The following is a 20,109-nucleotide window of genomic DNA, read 5'->3' as shown; positions in this document are numbered from 1 at the left end:
ATTGGTTAATTTTCTGCAAAGGTATAATTTCTATTTTAAATCAAAGAACTAAATGTCTATTTTATTTGTTATTCTTTATCTTTGCCCAAAACCACCTTCCATATAACTGCCCCATGAGCTTTTATAGAAGTAGTAAACAAACTATCAGGAGAAATATTATATAACAATGTTTCTTTGCTCAACAAATCTGTACATTTCCACTCTCCTTGAGGGATTTTCATGATATCAAATGCATGTTGAGGAATTCTTATTCCTACCGAAACATCAAATTCGTCAAAATTGGTGACAATAATCAACATTTCTTGCCCATATTTCCTTAAAAACGCATATTGCCGATTTGCATTAAAAGCAGGATTGTCTAAATTTACATACATTAAATCAAAAAATGTTCCAGAGGAAATCGCAGATTCCTTATTGCATAATGTAAGGACTTTCTTATATAAAGCTCTTAATTCTTTCTGCTCTTTAGTCAACAATGCTGTATTACAATTTCCTCCATTATACCAGTTTCGGACAGATTCAATACTCCAATAATCAAATATTGTCGTACGTCCATCATGGCCGCTGAAGCCTTCAGCATCAGCCCCTGGTTCCCCCAATTCTTGTCCAAAATAAATCATCATTGGATTTACATTCATCATTGATGCAACAACTAATGCCGGAAAAGCCCTAAAAGGATCTTGTGCAAATTGACTCGACGCAATACGTTGTTCATCATGGTTTTCAAGAAAATTAAGCATATGCGTATTTATACCGTCAAGAGACTGCCAGCACCGTGTAATCTGAGATGCTGATGCATGCCCGCAAATAATACTCCTTAATAAATCATACAACCCAACTTTATCATACAAATAATCAAATTTTCCATCAAAAATATAGTATCTATATTCATGAGGGTTATATATTTCTGCTATAAATTTCACATCCGGATATTTAACTTTTACTCGAGGTATCACCCATCCCCAAAACTCGACCGGAACCATCTCTGCCATATCACATCTGAAACCGTCGATTTTTTTTGAGCACCAGAATAATAATATATCCAGCATCTTATTCCAAGTATCAGGTATAGGATCAAAATACTTTTTCCGTCCATGCATATAGTCTACACCATAATTTAATTTTACAGTTTCATACCAATCATTTCGGTTAGGGTATGCTCCAAAACAGTCATTTCCTGTAGCTTTGGCCGGATATTCAACATAAGCATTCTGTCCTTCTCCAAGATAAAATTGAGCAGATAACTCCTGACGAGGAATATAATAAAAATTATTATTAGGCTTAAAATGTACCTGCGTATCATCATTTTCACCCAAATCTGATACACCATCAGGTTTAGCGTCAGAATGATAACGACGAGCAACATGATTGGGAACAAAATCTATTATTACTTTTAAACCCGCATCATGAGTACGAGAAACTAAATCTTCAAACTCTCGCATTCGATCAGGGACATTTACCGCCAGATCAGGAGCTATATCGTAATAATCCTTGATCGCATATGGAGAACCAGCTGCTCCCTTCACAACATAAACATTATCTTTTTCTATGCCATATTTCGAATAATCGGTCTGAGTAGCATGTTCAATAACTCCAGTATACCAAATATGATTACAGCCTAACAACCTGATTTCCCTTAATACTTTAGATGTGAAATCGGCAAATTTCCCTACTCCGTTTTCCTTTAGAGTTCCTCGTACTTTACAAGTTTTGTTCTGATTCCCAAATAATCGTGGCATTACCTGATAGATAATAACTTTATTTTGTTTCTTCATATATTATAAAATTCAAATACGAAATAGGACACTTCCTATTCCATTTTTATTAATCTTTACTTTCTCTCTCTAATCATTTCAAGACTACGTGATTCTCTTTTCTGCAAAAGTACTTCTTTTGTATCTTGATACCCGTATCTTGCGATCTCTCTCAATTTATCAATATCAAAAATATTATATTGAATTATCTCATTAGTCTGAATAAGGATGTCACATAGTTTAGAATCGATAATACTATTGCTCTTAAATATAAAGCTATAGGAACGCTCGGCTATATCAATAATACTTTGCTTATACTCTTTCGCAACCAATGGATTGACATTTACCCCAATAATTACATCACAGGAACTTCGTATCGGTGTTACCGGGAAATTACGAAAAACTCCTCCATCGACATAATGAACTCCTTCTATATTAACTGGAGAAAATAATACAGGAATACTACATGATGCACAAATCACATCCAATAAAGGCCCCGAAGAAAATGAGACACTTCGACCATTATCTAAATCTGTCGTGGTAATAACTAACGGTATTGACAAATCCTCAAAATTGGTTGCCCGAAGTACTTTTTTCAAAAAATTTCTAAACTTTGCTATCTTAAAAAAAGACGATCTCGGAACGGTTATTTCCGCCAAATCGCTCACGCTCAATCGCCCAAACATATCAATAATTTCATCCGGAGTATAACCATCAGCATACAACGCCCCAATTACAGAACCCGCACTCACTCCAGAAATCACATCTGGACGTAATTCCATCTCTTCCAACGCTTTTATGGCCCCAGCATGAGCAAATCCTCGGGCACCTCCTCCACTCAACGCAAGCCCCAGACGATAGGGTTTTACTGTAGATGGAATTTCATTATTCTCAATCATATATCTCTAGAGCTATTTTATTTTTACAGGCTCTAAGATATAAAAAAAGTATGTAAAATAAATGGCAATAATCATAAAATAAACATGTTATTGCCATTTTATGCAAAAGTTATATCAAAAAGTATAATCGACACAAGAACGTGATTCCTTGACATCCTTTATTATCTGTGTTACAGCAATATGCTCTGGATGCACAGCATAAGTCTTCATATCATCCATACTATCAAATTCCGTTATTAAAGATATATCAAAAGACTCCTCTGGATTCTCATTAATTCCGACTTCAATATATCTTAAGACCGATATCTTCGATTTTAATGATTCTAAACCCGATTTAAAATTTTTCATAATCTCCATTTTTACTACGGGAGACTCCATTTCTTTCAATTTAAATAAAACAATGTGTTTAACCATATGACAATCAAAATTTACTATATTTGTATATTAATTCGGATAAATTATCCGGATACAAAAATAACTATATTTTCATCTTTATCTTTAAATATATGTTGATAATTGGTATTGCAGGAGGAACCGGGTCAGGAAAAACAACCGTTGTACGTAAAGTAATTCAAAGTTTACCCGAAGGTGAAGTCACGGTTATTCCCCAAGATTCATACTATAAAGACAACAGCCACCTTCCTCTTGAACAACGACTGACTCTAAATTTTGACGAACCAGCAGCAATAGAATTTTCCCTTTTGGTAAAACACCTAAAAGAATTAAAAGCCGGGCATACTGTAGAACAACCCATCTATTCCTATCTTTCTTGTACCCGCTCCAATGAAACAATTACCATATATCCACGAGATGTCGTTATCGTTGAAGGTATTCTTATCCTATGCGATAAGGAACTAAGAAATATGATGGATATGAAAGTATTTGTAGATGCAGATGGAGATGACCGACTAATACGGGTTATAAACCGAGATATTATAGAACGAGGACGTACTGTTGAGAAAGTCATAGATAGATATGAAAAAGTATTGAAACCTATGCATTTACAACATATAGAACCGACAAAACGATATGCAGATTTAATAATACCTCAAGGAGGTAATAATCATGTTGCGATAGATATTCTTACCAACTTTATTGCACATAAATTAAACGGATAATATAATTTTATTGTCGAAATGAGATATAAACTGTTTTTTATATTAATTCTACTAATCCCATGGGCTAGTTGTAAACAAAAAAAAGCAGAAAAAGAAACACCGAAAGACGATTTTGAACTGATAAAAGAACGGAAAGAGCTAACAGTACTTACTTTATACAGTTCTACATCTTATTTCTTATATAAAGGAGAAGAAATGGGATATGAATATGAATTAATCAAGCAGTTTGCTGAAGATAATGGATTAAAACTAAAAGTCGTAGTCGCTGAAAATATTGGAAAACTTATAGAAATGCTTAAAGCCGGTAAGGGAGATATTATTGCTTATGACATACCCATTACAGGAGATTTAAAAAAGGAAATACTACATTGTGGACGAGAAGTCATCACACACCAAGTACTGGTACAACCTCAAAAAAAAGGATATAAACCTCTACGTAATGTGACAGAACTCATTGGCAAAGACATATATGTAGAAAAAGATTCTAAATACGAAAATCGAATAAATAACCTAAACAATGAACTAGGAGGAGGAATCAATATCCATTTAATGAATCGAGACACTCTTGTCACAGAAGACCTCATCGAAATGGTTGCTGTTGGAGATCTTCCTTATACATTGGCTGATAATAACATAGCGAAACTCAATAAAACATACTATAATAATATAGATATTAATCTCGTTGTCAGCTTTCCCCAACGATCATCATGGGCTGTTCGTGCAGACTCTCCATCGTTAGCTAAAGCTATAAATCAGTGGGTAAGAAAAAATAATAATACTCCCCAATACAAAAATATACAGAAACGGTACTTCGAACTTAGCAAAAACCCTCCAGCTCCAGCTATTTTATCTCTAAAAAAGGGACAAATTTCAGTATACGACAACTTATTCAAAAAATACGCAAAAGAAATAAACTGGGATTGGAGATTAATAGCATCACAAGCCTATAAAGAATCAAGATTTGATACCTCCGCTGTATCTTGGGCTGGAGCCAGAGGAATAATGCAAATTATGCCTCGAACCGCCCGCCAACATGGAATGACCGGAAATATACAAAATCCGGAAACCAATATTGCAACAGCTGTAGATATTCTCAAAGGACTAAATAAAAGCTTTTCAAAAATACAACCTGAAGAAGAACGTATTAAATTTATTTTAGCAGCCTATAATTCTGGAATAGGCCATATCTTAGACGCCATGGCATTAGCTAAAAAGTATGGAAAAGACCCTCATAAATGGGATAAAAACGTATCAGAATACATTTTATTAAAAAGTAATCCTGAATATTTTAATGATGAAGTTTGCCGTTTCGGATATTTCAGAGGGAGAGAAACTTTCAACTATGTACAGGAAGTCCTTTCTCACTATGAAACATACAAAAAGAAAATACCTCATTAATACCCCAAAAATATAAAAACTATGAAATGGATAACTATGCTAGCTGCACTAACCATCACCGGATCTATAACCGCCGGTAACCCCATCAACATTAAAGTTTGGCCTAACGGACCCAAAGAAAACAATGGCATAACTAAAGAAGAAACAAATATTAGCGGAGGTAGAATTGAAAACTGCAAAGTTGCTGAAATGTACATTTATCTCCCTGAGAAAAGGCTGAATACCGGAGCTGCTGTTCTTATTTGCCCAGGAGGCGGATATGCTTTAGAAGCTATTCAACACGAAGGGCATCAATTCGCAGAAATTTTAAGAAAAAAAGGCATAGCAGGTATCGTCCTAAAATACCGACTTCCAAACGGGCATTATAATATCCCTTTGTCCGATGCACAAGAAGCCATGAAAATAATTCGTTCTCATGCCTCAGAATGGGGAATAGACCCTAAAAAGGTCGGTGTTAGTGGCTTTTCTGCCGGCGGACACTTAGCATCAACATTAGGAACACATTTCGACCAACAATCCCGTCCCAATTTTATGATATTATTCTATCCTGTGATTTCTCTAACAGAAATGTACACTCACCAAGGATCAAAAATTAATTTATTGGGAGATAAATTTGAAGATGTAAATTTAATTAAATATTTTTCTAACGACAAACAAGTTTCTGCCCAAACTCCTCCGACCCTCTTACTATTGAGCGACGATGACAAATCCGTACCTACTGTCAATAGTACTCTTTTCTATAATCAATTAAAAAAATATAACATTCCGGCGAGCATTTATATATTCCCAAGTGGTGGCCACGGTTGGGGTTGCAACAAAAGTTTTAAATATTATAATGAGTGGCAAACATTAATGTTTGACTGGTTAAGTTCACAAAAATTAGTTCCTTAAAACATACAAAAAACATATTGTAACTATAATAATAAAATAAATTGAATATATTTGTATATAAGATTATTTAATTTTTAATTTAATAGAAAATTATGAAAAGACGAAAATTAACCATGTTTGCTGTAGTACTACTTAGTGGTAGTCTCTTATTTTCCTCTTGTATTGGTTCCTTTGCCCTAACTTCCAAATTACACAGATGGAATAACAATGTAGGTAATAAATTTGTAAACGAACTCGTATTCTTAGCATTTTGTATCATCCCTGTATATGAGATTTCGTTAGTAGCAGATTATCTTGTCATTAATTCTATTGAGTTCTGGTCAGGCTCAAATCCTGTAGCAGAAAATGTTCAACATATCAAAGGAGAAAACTCAAACTTCTTAGTAAAATCTCACAAAAATGGATATACTATTACCAATGAAGATACAAATACTGCGGTAGAATTAGTATTCAATAAGGACGATAAATCATGGTCTGCTATAAGTAATGGGAAAAATATAAAACTCATGACTTTCATAGATGACAATCACGTAGATATGTACAATGCCAATGGCGAAGCTGTTACTATTGAGCTATCTAAAGCCGGAATATTAACATACCAAGACATCATCAATCACAATACTTTATTCGCTTGTAAATAATAGAAATATCATCTATCAAATAAAAATCCTGTGAAGAACAATCACAGGATTTTTATTTATCAAACGCCACCATCATTTCATCGTACGAACAACAATTCCCGATATTTAGGTAATGGCCACATCTGATTATCTACCATCAATTCCAATTTATCTATATGATAACGAATTTCATCTATTTTAGGAGCTACCATATCATGATAAGCTATTGCTTTTTCTCGCTCATTCTCTATTTTATTTGCTAGCTTGCGAGCATCGACCATCGCCTTTACTTTTTCTTGAATTTCAGACGAATGATATGATATTTTTCGTATAATATCGATATCTTTAGCTGAAATTTTTGCAGCCTCATCTTCAGAAAATACAGTTTTTATCTTACATACCGTATCTAATAAAAGAGATTGATAACGAGTCGCCACAGGTAATATGTGATTCAATGCTAAATCACCCATTACACGAGCCTCTATCTGGATTTTCTTTGTATATGTTTCCCATTTCACCTCATTTCGTGCAGCTAATTCAACAGCATTCATCACACCTACAGAAGAAAACATCTCCACTGATGAGGGACGCATATATGCATCAAAAATAAGCGGAATACTCGTTTCACAATCTAACCCTCTTTTACAAGCCTCTTCCTTCCACTCCTCACTATACCCATTACCATCGAAACGTATCGGCTTAGATTCTTTAATATACTCACGAATGACACTTACAATGGCCTTCTCTTTTTCCTGTCCTGAAGCTATTTTTTCATCAACAGATAATTTAAACTGTTTCAACTGAAATGCAACTGCTGAATTAAGAGCAATCATTGCTGAAGCACAGTTAGCGGAAGAGCCTACAGCTCGAAACTCGAAACGATTCCCTGTAAATGCAAATGGAGATGTTCGGTTACGATCTGTATTATCCATCAATAACTCCGGTATTTGAGAAATATTTAGTTTGACCCCCATCTTATCACCGAATGAAATAATTGCATCTTCTGAACTATTTTCCAAATCATCAAGGACCTTAGACATTTGAGACCCTAAAAAAATAGATATGATAGCAGGAGGAGCCTCATTAGCGCCCAAACGATGAGCATTAGTTGCCGAAGATATACTGGCCTTTAACAAAGCATTATGTTTATATACGGCCATCATTACGTTTACTAAAAAAGTAACAAATTGCAAATTTCCTTGAGGTGTTTTTGCCGGTGCCATTAAAGGAACTCCCATATTTGTTCCCAATGACCAATTATTATGCTTTCCAGAACCATTTACACCTTTAAAGGGCTTTTCATGCAATAAAACGCGAAAACCATGGCGTCGCGCCACTCTTCTCATTAACTCCATAATTACTTGATTATGGTCGTTTGCCAAATTACACTCCTCATAAATAGGAGCCAACTCAAATTGATTCGGAGCCACTTCATTATGTCGGGTTTTAACCGGAATACCCAATTTAAGAGCTTCAATCTCAAGTTCCTGCATAAAGCCTGTAACTCGGGTAGGTATTGCTCCGAAATAATGATCTTCCAATTGTTGATTTTTAGAACTCTCATGCCCCATCAAAGTTCGGCCAGTCAACAATAAGTCCGGTCGTGCAGCATATAAACCTTCATCCACAAGGAAATATTCTTGCTCCCAACCCAAATAAGGAATCACTTTTTTTACATTCGGATCAAAGTAATGGCAAACATCCAACGCTGCTTTCCCTACAGCATCAATAGACTTCAATAATGGAGCCTTATAGTCTAAGGATTCACCCGTATATGAAATAAAAATAGTAGGTATACATAATGTATCACCCACTATAAATGCAGGAGATGAAGGATCCCACGCACTATACCCTCGGGCCTCAAATGTATTACGAATACCTCCATTAGGGAAACTCGAAGCGTCACCTTCTTGCTGTATCAATAACTTTCCCGAAAACTCTTCCACCATACCGCCTTTTCCATCATGTTCTACAAAAGCGTCATGTTTCTCTGCTGTACCATCAGTCAAAGGATGGAACCAATGTGTATAATGGGTAACCCCCATTTCAATAGCCCATTGTTTCATTCCTGCTGCTACAGTATCAGCAATTTCCCGATTCAGAGGTTTTCCATTATCTATCGCATCTACTAAAGAATTATATGTATCTCGGGGCAAATAGCGCAACATCTTCTCTCGATTAAATACATATTTGGCAAAATAATCTGATGGACGCTCTTCTGGACGTTCTACATAAACTGCCTTTTTTTTGAAAGCCTCCTCTACAACTCTAAAACGTAAAGATGACATAAGTTTCTGCTGTTTGTTGTTTCTGTTTCGTTGCAAATTTACAAAAAAAAATCCGCCTTGGTGTATGATACTTCATTTTGTATACCAAGGCGGAACAACTCTTTTTACTTATCCAATTTTATATTTATAATAATGGAATATTATGAGCTGCACACTCAGCCATTTGCTCTTCTGGCCAAATACTTGCTTGGACTTCACCAATATGGGCTTTTTGTAACAAAAACATACATAAGCGGGATTGCCCAATACCCCCACCAATAGATAACGGAATAGTCTCATTGAGCAATGACTTATGAAATTCCAGATTAGTCCTCTCCATACAGTCTCTCTTTTCCAACTGCTTCAATAAGGAATCTTTATCAACTCGAATACCCATAGAGGATAATTCGAATGGACATTCCAATACTTGATTCCATAAAATTATATCACCGTTCAATCCGTAATAACCATCAGAATTTTTCGTTATCCAATCATCATAATCCGGAGCTCGACCATCATGAGGCTTCCCATTCGATAACTCATTTCCGATACCGATTATAAAAATGGCACCATATTTCTTCGCAGCCTCAGTTTCTCTATCTTTTGGAGACAAACCGGGATACATCTGCAATAATTCTTCAGAATGTATAAAAGTTATCTCATCCGGTAAAACTGGAGTAATATGTGGAAAACTATTATATACCATTAATTCCAATTCTCTAATCAAACCGTATATCTTTCGAACAACATTCTTCAAGTAATCTAAATTACGATCTTCTAATTTTATCGTCTGCTCCCAATCCCATTGATCGACATAAAGAGAATGCAAATTATCCAAATCTTCATCTGCACGAATAGCATTCATATCGGTATATAGCCCATACCCTGGAGCTATACCATAGTATCCCAGCTTCATCCTCTTCCATTTTGCTAAAGAATGAACAACCTCAGCTTTCCTATCTCCCATACATTTTATAGGAAATGATACTGCACGTTCACTTCCGCTTAAATCATCATTTATACCTGTCCCTGCTAAAACAAAAAGAGGAGCAGTCACCCGACGTAAATTCAGAGCCTTCGATAGTTTATCTTGAAAGCATACCTTTAATGTCTTGATTGCCTGCTCTGTTGTTTCAGGCAAAAGTTTTAATTTATACTGTTTGGGTATTATCAATGCCATTTTATACAATATATTATTTTCTACTTATTTCACTGAAATACAAACTATTTCATATAAAAAATACACAAAAAAACAACTTTTTCTGCAAAATAGCAGAATAATGCTCATTTTTTTATCATGCCACAAATATAGTATTTTTTGTTTGATTTTAGGCAAATAGGTAGACTTTTTGCTATATATATATTTATTTTGATAACATTTAGCACACAAATATTTTAATAATAATAAATCATCTCATATCTGGATACAACAAATATTTTTTTCTCATTTCTCGATATTCCAATAACTCCTTATGCCAACGATTTCGAATAAATGATTCATCTTCCCCATTTATAATATCAATACGCACTTGACTATTCCCCATCAACCTGTCAAAAAAAGAAGGGCTAGAAAAAAATTTGCGGCCTAAATCAGATTTATGATAAAAATATAATAAATATTTCAAAGAAAGTCCACAAGGAGGAACGGACTGTCTCAAATCAATACCATAACACCGTTGGTCTTTTTGCAAAGGGTTCCTATCAAAACCCGGTAATGAGTGAGGTACAAAACAGAAATTTCCATATTTTTTATCCGGATACCCAATAACCTGAAATGGAAATGTCGTACCTCGTCCTATACTAAACCGGGTAGCTTCAAAAAAGCAAAGCGACGGATAATATGCAATAGCAACATCATTCGGCAAATTGGGGGAGGGTTTTATGGGTAAACTATATTTATCTCCATGTTCCCACCCAAGTATAGGGATAACCATCATTTTTGGACCTTCAACACCGCACCAACGTTCCCCAACAATCATTTGAGCCAATTCTCCCACGGTCAATCCATGTAAAACCGGCAGGGGCAACAATCCTACAAAAGACTTCAAACCATCTTGCATTATGGGTCCATCTACATAATCATTCGGATTTGGACGGTCTAAGATAATTATGGGTTTATGTGACTCTGAACATGTTTGCATAACATAAAATAACGTACTGATATAAGTATAAAAACGAGCCCCCACATCTTGTATATCAAATACCAAAATATCTATGTTTGAAAATTGTTCAACTGTAGGTTTTTTATTGTTACCATACAACGAAATAACAGGTACTCCAGTTTTCACATCTCGGCTATTTTTCACAGACTCTCCAGCATCTGCTTCCCCCCTAAACCCGTGTTCTGGAGCAAAGATTGCTTGAACTTTTATCCCTTGATTTAATAATGTATCTAATAAATGAACTTTAGATATACTTAAAACAGAGGTATGATTTACCACTAATCCGACCCTTTTATTCCGTAGCAATGGCACTAACCTCTCCTGTTGATCTGCGCCTACCTTAATCTTTGCTGTAACACCAAAAGAGAAAGACAATAAAAGACAAATAATTATATATTTCATAACATTTCTATTGAAAAAGTAAAGGTACAAAACAAACATTAGAAATTTTCTTTTAAATAATATTTTCACTCCCAATAATATAAACAAGACAATATTTTGTTATTTTTGTGTATAATACCATAAAAAATGAAATATAGCATAATATCTATCGCATTCATAATACTATTATTTATTTTACCCAGCTCTATTAACGCTTATATACGAAATAACATAGAGGAGACTCCTACCATCCTATATAAGAATAACAATGTAAAAGATACTGTTTCAAATAGAGATCCCATTGAAATGATAGGATTTGAAAAACGAATCAATGACAAGACCGAGTCTTTTCTATTACGGAATAATACTTGTAATTTAATTACCCGTATTAGACTTAAAATTTATTATAAAACACCTAAAAATGAAATGATTGATTACAGAGAAGTAACAATCGATCAGGAAATTCATCCTCATATGACCAAGCAGATAGAAATAAATAGTTTCGACAAAAACAAACGTTATTATTATATTTTCAGCCCAAATAAAAACAATGAAGGATACCCTTTCAAAATAAGCTGGGTATTATTACGATATGATATCGCGATTATTCCCCAATAACGACTATTTTTCACTTTTTCCTAAAAGTATTATTCTCTAATTTTGATATTATATCGCCATTTTTAACATCCAATAGCCTGAACAAATAATGCTCATCCAACGTTTTTTATACTCAAAAGGAATTGTTATTACAATTCAAAATTATTGTATAATTTAACTTAGGAGGCACAATTATGACACCTGCAAAGAATTCTCAAAACTGGTTACCAGGCATTTTCAATGATTTTTTTGGAAATGAATGGATTACAAAAACCAACAGTTCGGCACCTGCAATTAACATCATCGAAGATGATAAGGAATATAAAGTAGAAGTAGCTGCACCCGGATTAACAAAAGATGACTTCAATGTACGTATAGATGATAATGACCATCTAATCATCAGCGTAGAAAACAAAAAGGAAAATAGTGAGAAAGACAAAAAAGGGAAATTTCTACGTCGCGAATTTTCCTATTCCCAATTCCAGCAAACGTTAGTCCTTCCTGATAATGTGGACAAAAACAACATTGAAGCGAAACAAGAAAATGGAGTTTTAACGGTAAATATTCCTAAAAAAGCTCTTCCTGAAACCAAAGAACCAAAAAAAATTGAAGTGAAATAACAGATGTAAAGAGTATACAAAGCATCGAAAATATTATATTCTCTCATAAGTCTTACAGAGACTTAAAAAAACATACCGGAAAGAATAGATATAAAATAATATATTTTCGATGCTTTACAATATTTCAAATCCAAGTAAAATTCTTTTTCTTACTAAAAAATCCAACAATCCGATACCATAAATTTACAGGAGTGTACATTATGTCCAATAGAGGATATAATAGATATAACGCCCGTCCCTTCAAAATATGTGCAGCTTTATTATAAATCATAATCTGAAATATATATCGTATCAAAAACATTATAAAAGCTATAATTGGAAATATTATATTATAAAAACCCATACAAGCTAAAGCTATAACACATATATAAAACAAATATGCCGTAATACGTTCTATGCCAAATATCATTTTATAATTACTTTTTATATAGTTTGCAGTAAACATATATTGCAACTTTTTTTCTTTCCATGCAATATAATCATTATCATAGATAACTGATATTTGACTTTCGGGAGACAACTCTACACGCGTATTTTGGGAAGTTGCAATTTCATTAATAAACAAATCGTCATCTCCATAATGTAGATTCAAATATTTAGAAAATCCCTTATTTTTAAAAAAAAGAGATTTCCGATAGGCAAGATTCGTTCCAATGCCCATATATGGATGGCCTTTTAAAGCATAAGAAATATAACGTAATGCAAACATTATCCTATCATAAGAACAATAACGACCTTCATTCTTAGGTGGGACAAAAGAATGTGCCAGTACAATATCTATCCCAGAAACAAAATTACGAACGATCGATTCTATCCAACTAACACTCTGTGGAACACAATTAGCATTTGTCAATAATACAATTTCATTTTTAGCAGCTTTCATCCCAACTGTTAAAGCCAACTTTTTCCGACTCAGGCTACGAGCCTCGTCCGGAATATATGTTTGATACAAATGCGAATATTTATATTCTAATTGAGATAATATATCTTTCGTTTCATCAGTCGACCCATCATTTACAACAATAACCTCATAATCAGGATATTGTTGTTCCAAAATTATCGGCAAATATTTAGTTAAATAATCTGCGTCATTTTTTGCATATACAATAACAGAAACAGGAGGCTTGTCATCAAGATATGCTATCTTACCATTCTCATTTGACTGTACATATCTAACAGGAAGATAATAATATGCCACATAATAGTATAACTGTATCAACATCAATATCGTTACAGACGATAATATCCAAATTTCAACGGGTGTCAGCAAAAAGTCAATATTCATAACTTTTACAAAATGTTATTTTCAATACAAACGTACACAAAGTTTTCATATTAACACAATTAAATTATTTCTTTTACAAAAAACTTTTTCCACGATATACCGTTTATATACTGACTATAAAGAGATTATTAATCCACCATCAAAAGACCACAACTTTTTTCTAAAATTGGAAACGATTTTTCACAATAAATACAAGACGTTAAACGTTATCATTAAAGAAATATTATTTTGTCCAAGGTAGATAAAATACTATCTTTGCCGGCTGAATCAAAACTATAATTTTATTGAAAAACAATACCAATAATGAGGACTAATATACTTTTACTTTTCGTTTTACCGATTATTGCGTTTTCATGCAAAACAAAATCTGAAGTTATTTACTTCAAAACAGTCGGAACAAACAACAATACAGAAATCTCTTCTGAGAAGATAATCAGTTACGAACCCAAAATCATTCCAGATGATATTTTATCAATTACAGTGACAGCTACAGATCCTGCTGCTGTAGCCATTTTCAATCTACCCACATCGAGTTTTCTTGCTCCAGGTGAAACACAAATGAATGTCACTCCAAGCTTACAAACTTATTTAGTCGATGCTAAAGGCAACATCGATTTCCCTGTTATTGGAAAAATCCATGTCGCAGGTCTTACACGAGGACAATTGGCTAACTTAATTAAAACTAAAATAGAGACTTATGTTGAAAACCCATTAGTTACAATACAAGTAATGAACTTTAAAGTTGTTGTCTTGGGTGAAGTCAACAAACCTGGTACTGTAAAGATTAATAATGAAAGAATTTCTATTCTCGATGCCATTGGCGAAGCTGGAGACTTAACAATATATGGAGAAAGGACCAATGTATTAATAATTCGTGAGAACAACGGCAAAAAGGAATTTGCCAGATTGGATTTGACACAACCAGATATCTTTACATCACCCTATTATTATCTACAAAAAAACGATGTAATATATATAGAGCCTAATAAAGCACGCCAAGGAAATGCGCTATATAGTTCAAACAAACAATACAATGTATCAGTCATATCAACAGTCATCAGTGCAGTTTCTGTTATAGCCTCTTTATGCATTGCCCTTTTTGTTAACCGATAATATTTGTTAAAACTAAAAGCATCTTTGAATATGAACACTATAGAACAAAATAACAATTCTGTCGACATTGCAAGTTTAATAAAAAAATACATAAAATACTGGTACCTTTTTGCAATTTCCATTATCGTATGCTTCATTCTAGCCTATGCATATGTAAAAATATCTAAACCTGTATATGTAATCAAAGCAAATTTACTTATCAAACAAGATGATGGAAAATCAGGAGGTATCCAATCTGCCATGCTGAAAAATTTCTCATTTGGAGGTATGCTAAGCGGCGGAGATGTCGACGACGAATTATACATAGTAAGCTCTCACTCAGTTTTTAAAGAAGCTATTAAAAAACTTAATTTGAATAAAAAATACATTGTTCGAAAAAATATATTAAAGAAAATAGATGCTTACGATAATTATCCAGTCAAAATAGATGTCCCAGCAGGTATAGAAGATACTTTAAGCACTACACTAAAATTCAAAATAAAAGTCTCTGAGAAGGGCGAAATTCGAGTAAAGGTATTAAATGATAAAGACAAAAAAGTAGGAGAAACATCTTCTCAAAATTTTCCAATAACCATACATACCGACTACGGAAATTATACACTAAATAAAACCAAAGATTTTCTTTCTGGTAAAAAAATCAACACAACAATTTATCTAAGTGGATATGATGCCGTTGCTGAAAATTGGAGCAAAAGTATTTCTATCGGAAAAATAGACAAAAAATCCAATATGATAGCATTAAGCTTAAAAGAAACAAATATCCCTAGAGGAAAAGATATATTGAACAATATAATAGACATCTACAACAAACAAGGAATAATAGATAAAAATCTAGAAGCCCAAAATACAGCTAAATTTATAGAAGAAAGAATCTCTCTTATACAAAAAGAGCTATTTGAGGCAGAACAAGAAGTAGAAAAATATAAAAAAGAAAACAACTTAACTGATATTGAAACAGAAGCTAAAATCATATTAGAACAGAATGGAGATTTTAAATCAAAATTAATAGAGACAGAAACTCAATATCAGATAGTGGGACTAATAGAATCCTTTTTGAAAAACCCAAACAACAAGTATTCTTTAGTTCCTTTTTCCACAACACTCTCAGAACAATCATCCTCAGAAGTGGTTCAAAAATACAATGAGTTAATACTGGAACGGATGAAACTACTACGTACTGCAAAAGAAAACAGTCCTACAGTACAATTAATAAATTCTCAAATAGATGCTACTAGAAATAATGTAATAAATACTATAACCAATATAAAGCAAAGTGTTGGAATTGCATTAAAAGACTTGAAAGCCCAGGAAAATAAATTTTTATCTCGTATAAAGGGCATGCCAACTCAGGAGAGAGAATTTATAAATATCAAAAGACAACAAGTTATCAAAGAAGAGTTATATCTATTTTTACTACAAAAGAAAGAAGAAAACGCTTTGACACTTGCCGTGACTACTCCAAAAGGGCAAATTGTAGATGCAGCATATAATCTCAATAAACCCGTTAGTCCTCAAAAAACAATTATTTTATTCATAGGATTGCTTTTGGGTGTTATAATTCCGATACTTTACCTATATCTAAAAGAAGTACTCAATACTAAATTTTCGACCAAACAGGAATTAGAAAATATAACTTCAATTCCAATATTAGGTGAAATTTGTGAAACAAAAAGTAAAGCTCCTCTGGTTGTCAAAGAAGGAGATACATCCCCTATTGTAGAATTATTCAGGCTAATTAGAACAAATATCCAATTTATCCTTAATAACAAAAATGAAAAGGTTATATTGATAACATCCAGTATTAGTGGAGAAGGTAAATCATTCTTTTCTTGTAACTTTGGTATGTCTTTAGCTCTGATGAACAAGAAAGTTATATTGGTCGGTCTGGATATTAGAAGTCCCAAATTGGCAGAGTATCTAAACATAAAAAATAAAAATATAGGATTGACGAACTATTTAGCTTCTGAAAATGTTGAAATAAAAGATATAATAATAACAAATGAACTCCATAATAACTTTGACATTATTATATCTGGACCTGTTCCACCCAATCCAGCGGAATTATTGTTAAGTGATCGTCTCGATATGTTGTTTGAACGTTTAAAAGAAAAGTATGATTACATATTAATTGACTCTGCACCTGTTGGACTCGTCTCCGACACATTCTGTTTGAACAGAATAGCAGACTCAACAATATATATATGCCGTGCAAACTACACAGAAAAAGACAATATCAAATATCTGAATCAACTTGTTAGTAACAATAGATTGAAAAAAGTTTCTTTAGTTATCAACGGAACAAATGCAAAACAAGGGTATGGATATGGATATGGCCATCAAGGAAAAAAATAATTTTTTATAAAATTAAGAATATTAATTATCCTAACATGCATTTATCAAATAAGACCGACATATTTTTATTCTTCATCAAAGGAGATAAAAGAAGTTCTAATTTGAAAAAAAATGTAATATATTCTTTTTTTATTAAAATATTAAGTATCGGAATAAGTCTCATACTTGTTCCAATGACTATTGATTTTGTAAACCCAATGCAGTATGGCATTTGGTTAACAATAAGTTCTATAGTTGCATGGTTTAGTTTCTTCGATATAGGATTTACAAATGGATTAAGAAATAAACTAGCAGAAGCCCTTGCTTCCAATAATATAGTTCTTGCAAAAAAATATATAAGTACCACTTATGCCATACTTTCTTGCATCTTTATTGTATTAATGTTTATTTCTATCCTATCTATTCCACACTTAAATCTGGTAAAACTCTTAAATATAGATATATCATTAGAAAGTGATGTACAGCTTACCTTAATACTTGTTGTATGTCATTTTTGCATAACATTCGTTTTAAAAATAATAAATTTTATATTACTAGCACGACAACAACCAGCCATATCATCTCTAATAGACTTAATTGGACAAACATTATCTTTATTTGCCATATTTTTATTAAAAAATTGGATTTTAGAAGGAAGTTTATTCATATTGGGATTAGCCCTATGTATTCCTCCTATTATAGTACTCATAATTAGCACAATATATATATTCACTAAACCATATAAAAATCTTCGACCTTCAGTCCACTCGGTAGACCTGTCCTATACAAAAGATTTATTAGGACTTGGAATCAAATTTTTTATTATACAAATTGCTGCTATAATACAATTTCAAACATCCAATATAATTATCGCACGATTTTATTCTATGGAAGATGTTACAATCTATAATATTTCATATAAATACTTCGGAGTCATTTATATGACATTTATGATTATGCTACAACCTTTTTGGTCTGCAGTTACTGATGCTTATTACAAGAATGACTTTAATTGGATAAAAAATGCAATTCGAAGATATTGCCATATAGCACTTGGCTTAATTCTATTAGGAGGTCTTATGCTTATCTTCTCTGAATATGCATACCAACTGTGGCTTGGAAAAAATAAAATCGACATCCCGAACAGTGTATCTGTATGGACTTATATTTATTATTGCACAACGATGCTCGGTGCAATTTTCGTTTACTTCGTAAACGGTATAGGAGCATTAAAAATACAATTTATTAGCAGTTTAATATCCCCTTTTATATTTTTACTAACGACAATTCTAATGTGCCGAGTCCTACACTGGGGCATCTATTCAGTACTAATAGCATCAATTATCGCAAATTTCAATGGAATAATTTTAGCCCCTTTACAATATTATAAAATAATAAGTAAAGCAAACGTCAAAAATATATGGAAATCCTAAATACAAGATACGACTCCTTCAATGAAAAAAAATATACGTCTATTCTATGGGTAGGGATCACCCTATATTCCATCTATATGCTTATAAGTGCATCTGTTGTATACGAAATTCCTTTTTTACGAAGGCTTTTTCAATACAGTGGAATAGTCCTAATTATCTATTCTTTATTCAGACTTCTAAAACGGAAAAACATTACAAGTCATTATTTATTCTATACATCATGCCTATTATTTATTTGGCATTTATATGTCGCAATCAAAGATTTTCAATTAGATTCCACTACAATCTTCGGATATTTTCACCCTTTACTAGCATTTTCATTTGTCGTTCCATTATTCGTTTTTCTTCCAATTAAAGCCCATATTATCGCATTTCTCAAATTCACAAAATTTTCAAATATAGTATTTTTTATACTTTTAATTATTTTCCCAATACCTTTCCAATATCATATCAATACCTATATTCAATATTTCTGTGAAATTTTTGCCATAGGAGCAGCTTTCATGTTTATGAATAACCAAGATTTCTCACTAAAAAAAAATATATATTCTTTAATTATAACATTTACAACATTTCTATTAGTAACAATTGCTGCCCGACGTAACCTCATGCTTACATTCGGATTGTATGGGATAATCGGCCTTTCCAGCTATTTCCTCTCAAAACAGAGAATCCCCAATATCGAAAAAAAATTAATCGTTATATTAACAATCATACTATCAATTCCTTTAGGCTGGTTATATTTCCAATATCAAAAAGATAACACTTTTTCCTTAATAACAAACCGTGTTGCTGATAATAATAGAGAAGAAGTTTTTCTTTATTTCTTTTCAGATATGACAAACCAAGATTTTATAATAGGAAAAGGAATATATGGAACATATTTTGCACCAGGAATTGACGGAGAAATTCTAGATGATACTTATGACGAAAGGGGATTTATCGAATGTGGGTATTTACAAATAATACTAAAAGGCGGTCTCATAAATTTAATATTATTACTAGCTATTTTCATCCCGGCCATCTTTAAGGGATATAAATCGTCAAATAATACATTCTCAAAAATAGCAGCATCTATAATAGCTGTTTATCTAATTGATTTGTTACCGTTTGGACTTCCTGTATTTGACCCTAAATATATAATGGTCTGGATGTGCGTTTCCATTTGCTATAACAAGGATATAAGAAAAATGTCTAATGAAGAAATAAGGGAATTACTTATTTCGCAATAAAATAATTA

Annotated in this window: 17 protein-coding genes; 10 read left to right on the top strand and 7 right to left on the bottom strand. The window is 32.8% G+C overall.

Features of this window, described 5'->3' with window-relative positions; genetic code table 11:
- Positions 1-68 precede the first annotated feature (68 nt).
- The 3 genes from Cop2CBH44_RS14230 to Cop2CBH44_RS14220 form a co-directional block, all read right to left on the bottom strand.
- Positions 69-1,775 (bottom strand): alpha-amylase family glycosyl hydrolase, encoded by a 1,707-nt coding sequence (locus Cop2CBH44_RS14230; protein WP_200755076.1) that lies wholly within the window; start codon positions 1,773-1,775, stop codon positions 69-71.
- A gap of 56 nt (positions 1,776-1,831) precedes the next feature.
- Complete coding sequence (locus Cop2CBH44_RS14225; RefSeq protein WP_021929675.1) at positions 1,832-2,653, bottom strand: patatin-like phospholipase family protein; 822 nt, start codon at positions 2,651-2,653, stop codon at positions 1,832-1,834.
- Positions 2,654-2,767: 114 nt separating this feature from the next.
- Positions 2,768-3,067: a Dabb family protein gene (locus tag Cop2CBH44_RS14220; protein ID WP_021929676.1), complete on the bottom strand. Its 300-nt coding sequence runs from the start codon at positions 3,065-3,067 to the stop codon at positions 2,768-2,770.
- A gap of 92 nt (positions 3,068-3,159) precedes the next feature.
- Between Cop2CBH44_RS14220 and udk the strand changes: the two genes are divergently transcribed.
- From udk to Cop2CBH44_RS14200, 4 genes are all read left to right on the top strand, one after another.
- A complete protein-coding gene (gene udk, locus Cop2CBH44_RS14215; protein ID WP_021929677.1) occupies positions 3,160-3,771 on the top strand; it encodes a uridine kinase in 612 nt (203 codons plus the stop codon).
- Between the two features lie 18 nt (positions 3,772-3,789).
- A complete protein-coding gene (locus Cop2CBH44_RS14210) occupies positions 3,790-5,169 on the top strand; it encodes an MltF family protein (protein ID WP_200755075.1) in 1,380 nt (459 codons plus the stop codon).
- A 21-nt stretch (positions 5,170-5,190) separates the two neighbouring features.
- A complete protein-coding gene (locus Cop2CBH44_RS14205) occupies positions 5,191-6,060 on the top strand; it encodes an alpha/beta hydrolase (protein ID WP_021929679.1) in 870 nt (289 codons plus the stop codon).
- Between the two features lie 92 nt (positions 6,061-6,152).
- Positions 6,153-6,701: a DUF3332 domain-containing protein gene (locus tag Cop2CBH44_RS14200; protein ID WP_021929680.1), complete on the top strand. Its 549-nt coding sequence runs from the start codon at positions 6,153-6,155 to the stop codon at positions 6,699-6,701.
- Between the two features lie 77 nt (positions 6,702-6,778).
- On the opposite strand, the gene Cop2CBH44_RS14195 is transcribed toward Cop2CBH44_RS14200, so the two are convergent.
- The 3 genes from Cop2CBH44_RS14195 to Cop2CBH44_RS14185 all read right to left on the bottom strand — a co-directional run bounded on the left by Cop2CBH44_RS14195 (position 6,779) and on the right by Cop2CBH44_RS14185 (position 11,511).
- A complete protein-coding gene (locus Cop2CBH44_RS14195) occupies positions 6,779-8,968 on the bottom strand; it encodes a glutamine synthetase III family protein (RefSeq protein ID WP_200755074.1) in 2,190 nt (729 codons plus the stop codon).
- Between the two features lie 124 nt (positions 8,969-9,092).
- The gene (asnA, locus tag Cop2CBH44_RS14190; RefSeq protein WP_200755073.1) at positions 9,093-10,127 is read right to left on the bottom strand and encodes an aspartate--ammonia ligase; all 1,035 of its coding nucleotides are present in this window, start codon (positions 10,125-10,127) and stop codon (positions 9,093-9,095) included.
- A 229-nt stretch (positions 10,128-10,356) separates the two neighbouring features.
- Positions 10,357-11,511 (bottom strand): exo-beta-N-acetylmuramidase NamZ family protein, encoded by a 1,155-nt coding sequence (locus Cop2CBH44_RS14185; protein WP_200755072.1) that lies wholly within the window; start codon positions 11,509-11,511, stop codon positions 10,357-10,359.
- Positions 11,512-11,637: 126 nt separating this feature from the next.
- Between Cop2CBH44_RS14185 and Cop2CBH44_RS14180 the strand changes: the two genes are divergently transcribed.
- Together Cop2CBH44_RS14180 and Cop2CBH44_RS14175 are read left to right on the top strand one after the other, a co-directional pair.
- Positions 11,638-12,108, top strand: a complete 471-nt coding sequence (locus Cop2CBH44_RS14180) for a hypothetical protein (RefSeq protein ID WP_200755071.1) — start codon at positions 11,638-11,640, stop codon at positions 12,106-12,108.
- 173 nt (positions 12,109-12,281) lie between these two features.
- Complete coding sequence (locus Cop2CBH44_RS14175) at positions 12,282-12,707, top strand: Hsp20/alpha crystallin family protein (RefSeq protein ID WP_021931779.1); 426 nt, start codon at positions 12,282-12,284, stop codon at positions 12,705-12,707.
- A 124-nt stretch (positions 12,708-12,831) separates the two neighbouring features.
- Here Cop2CBH44_RS14175 and Cop2CBH44_RS14170 read toward each other — a convergent pair whose 3' ends face one another.
- Positions 12,832-13,992 carry a glycosyltransferase gene (locus tag Cop2CBH44_RS14170; RefSeq protein WP_021931780.1) on the bottom strand — a complete coding sequence of 387 codons (1,161 nt, stop codon included), beginning with the start codon at positions 13,990-13,992 and terminating at the stop codon, positions 12,832-12,834.
- A gap of 303 nt (positions 13,993-14,295) precedes the next feature.
- On the opposite strand from Cop2CBH44_RS14170, the gene Cop2CBH44_RS14165 reads away from it, so the two are divergent.
- The 4 genes from Cop2CBH44_RS14165 (at position 14,296) to Cop2CBH44_RS14150 (ending at position 20,101) form a co-directional block, all read left to right on the top strand.
- Positions 14,296-15,105 carry a polysaccharide biosynthesis/export family protein gene (locus Cop2CBH44_RS14165; protein ID WP_021931781.1) on the top strand — a complete coding sequence of 270 codons (810 nt, stop codon included), beginning with the start codon at positions 14,296-14,298 and terminating at the stop codon, positions 15,103-15,105.
- A gap of 30 nt (positions 15,106-15,135) precedes the next feature.
- Positions 15,136-17,457: a GumC family protein gene (locus Cop2CBH44_RS14160; RefSeq protein WP_200755070.1), complete on the top strand. Its 2,322-nt coding sequence runs from the start codon at positions 15,136-15,138 to the stop codon at positions 17,455-17,457.
- Between the two features lie 101 nt (positions 17,458-17,558).
- Positions 17,559-18,869 carry an MATE family efflux transporter gene (locus Cop2CBH44_RS14155; RefSeq protein ID WP_200755069.1) on the top strand — a complete coding sequence of 437 codons (1,311 nt, stop codon included), beginning with the start codon at positions 17,559-17,561 and terminating at the stop codon, positions 18,867-18,869.
- 509 nt (positions 18,870-19,378) lie between these two features.
- The gene (locus tag Cop2CBH44_RS14150) at positions 19,379-20,101 is read left to right on the top strand and encodes a hypothetical protein (RefSeq protein ID WP_200755068.1); all 723 of its coding nucleotides are present in this window, start codon (positions 19,379-19,381) and stop codon (positions 20,099-20,101) included.
- Positions 20,102-20,109: the final 8 nt, after the last annotated feature.

This window comes from Coprobacter secundus subsp. similis (assembly GCF_015097275.1).
GTDB classification, from domain to species: Bacteria; Bacteroidota; Bacteroidia; order Bacteroidales; family Coprobacteraceae; genus Coprobacter; species Coprobacter secundus.
Note: the sequence above shows the minus strand (reverse complement) of the source record. Positions and strands in the feature narration are given on the sequence as shown.

Coding starts and splice junctions, on each gene's coding strand:
- Cop2CBH44_RS14185 (WP_200755072.1), bottom strand. CDS start 11,511: ATGAAATATATAATTATTTGTCTTTTATTGTCTTTCTCTTTTGGTGTT.
- Cop2CBH44_RS14150 (WP_200755068.1), top strand. CDS start 19,379: ATGAATAACCAAGATTTCTCACTAAAAAAAAATATATATTCTTTAATT.
- Cop2CBH44_RS14195 (WP_200755074.1), bottom strand. CDS start 8,968: ATGTCATCTTTACGTTTTAGAGTTGTAGAGGAGGCTTTCAAAAAAAAG.
- Cop2CBH44_RS14230 (WP_200755076.1), bottom strand. CDS start 1,775: ATGAAGAAACAAAATAAAGTTATTATCTATCAGGTAATGCCACGATTA.
- Cop2CBH44_RS14220 (WP_021929676.1), bottom strand. CDS start 3,067: ATGGTTAAACACATTGTTTTATTTAAATTGAAAGAAATGGAGTCTCCC.
- Cop2CBH44_RS14170 (WP_021931780.1), bottom strand. CDS start 13,992: ATGAATATTGACTTTTTGCTGACACCCGTTGAAATTTGGATATTATCG.
- udk (WP_021929677.1), top strand. CDS start 3,160: ATGTTGATAATTGGTATTGCAGGAGGAACCGGGTCAGGAAAAACAACC.
- Cop2CBH44_RS14225 (WP_021929675.1), bottom strand. CDS start 2,653: ATGATTGAGAATAATGAAATTCCATCTACAGTAAAACCCTATCGTCTG.
- Cop2CBH44_RS14205 (WP_021929679.1), top strand. CDS start 5,191: ATGAAATGGATAACTATGCTAGCTGCACTAACCATCACCGGATCTATA.
- Cop2CBH44_RS14180 (WP_200755071.1), top strand. CDS start 11,638: ATGAAATATAGCATAATATCTATCGCATTCATAATACTATTATTTATT.
- Cop2CBH44_RS14160 (WP_200755070.1), top strand. CDS start 15,136: ATGAACACTATAGAACAAAATAACAATTCTGTCGACATTGCAAGTTTA.
- asnA (WP_200755073.1), bottom strand. CDS start 10,127: ATGGCATTGATAATACCCAAACAGTATAAATTAAAACTTTTGCCTGAA.
- Cop2CBH44_RS14200 (WP_021929680.1), top strand. CDS start 6,153: ATGAAAAGACGAAAATTAACCATGTTTGCTGTAGTACTACTTAGTGGT.
- Cop2CBH44_RS14175 (WP_021931779.1), top strand. CDS start 12,282: ATGACACCTGCAAAGAATTCTCAAAACTGGTTACCAGGCATTTTCAAT.
- Cop2CBH44_RS14165 (WP_021931781.1), top strand. CDS start 14,296: ATGAGGACTAATATACTTTTACTTTTCGTTTTACCGATTATTGCGTTT.
- Cop2CBH44_RS14210 (WP_200755075.1), top strand. CDS start 3,790: ATGAGATATAAACTGTTTTTTATATTAATTCTACTAATCCCATGGGCT.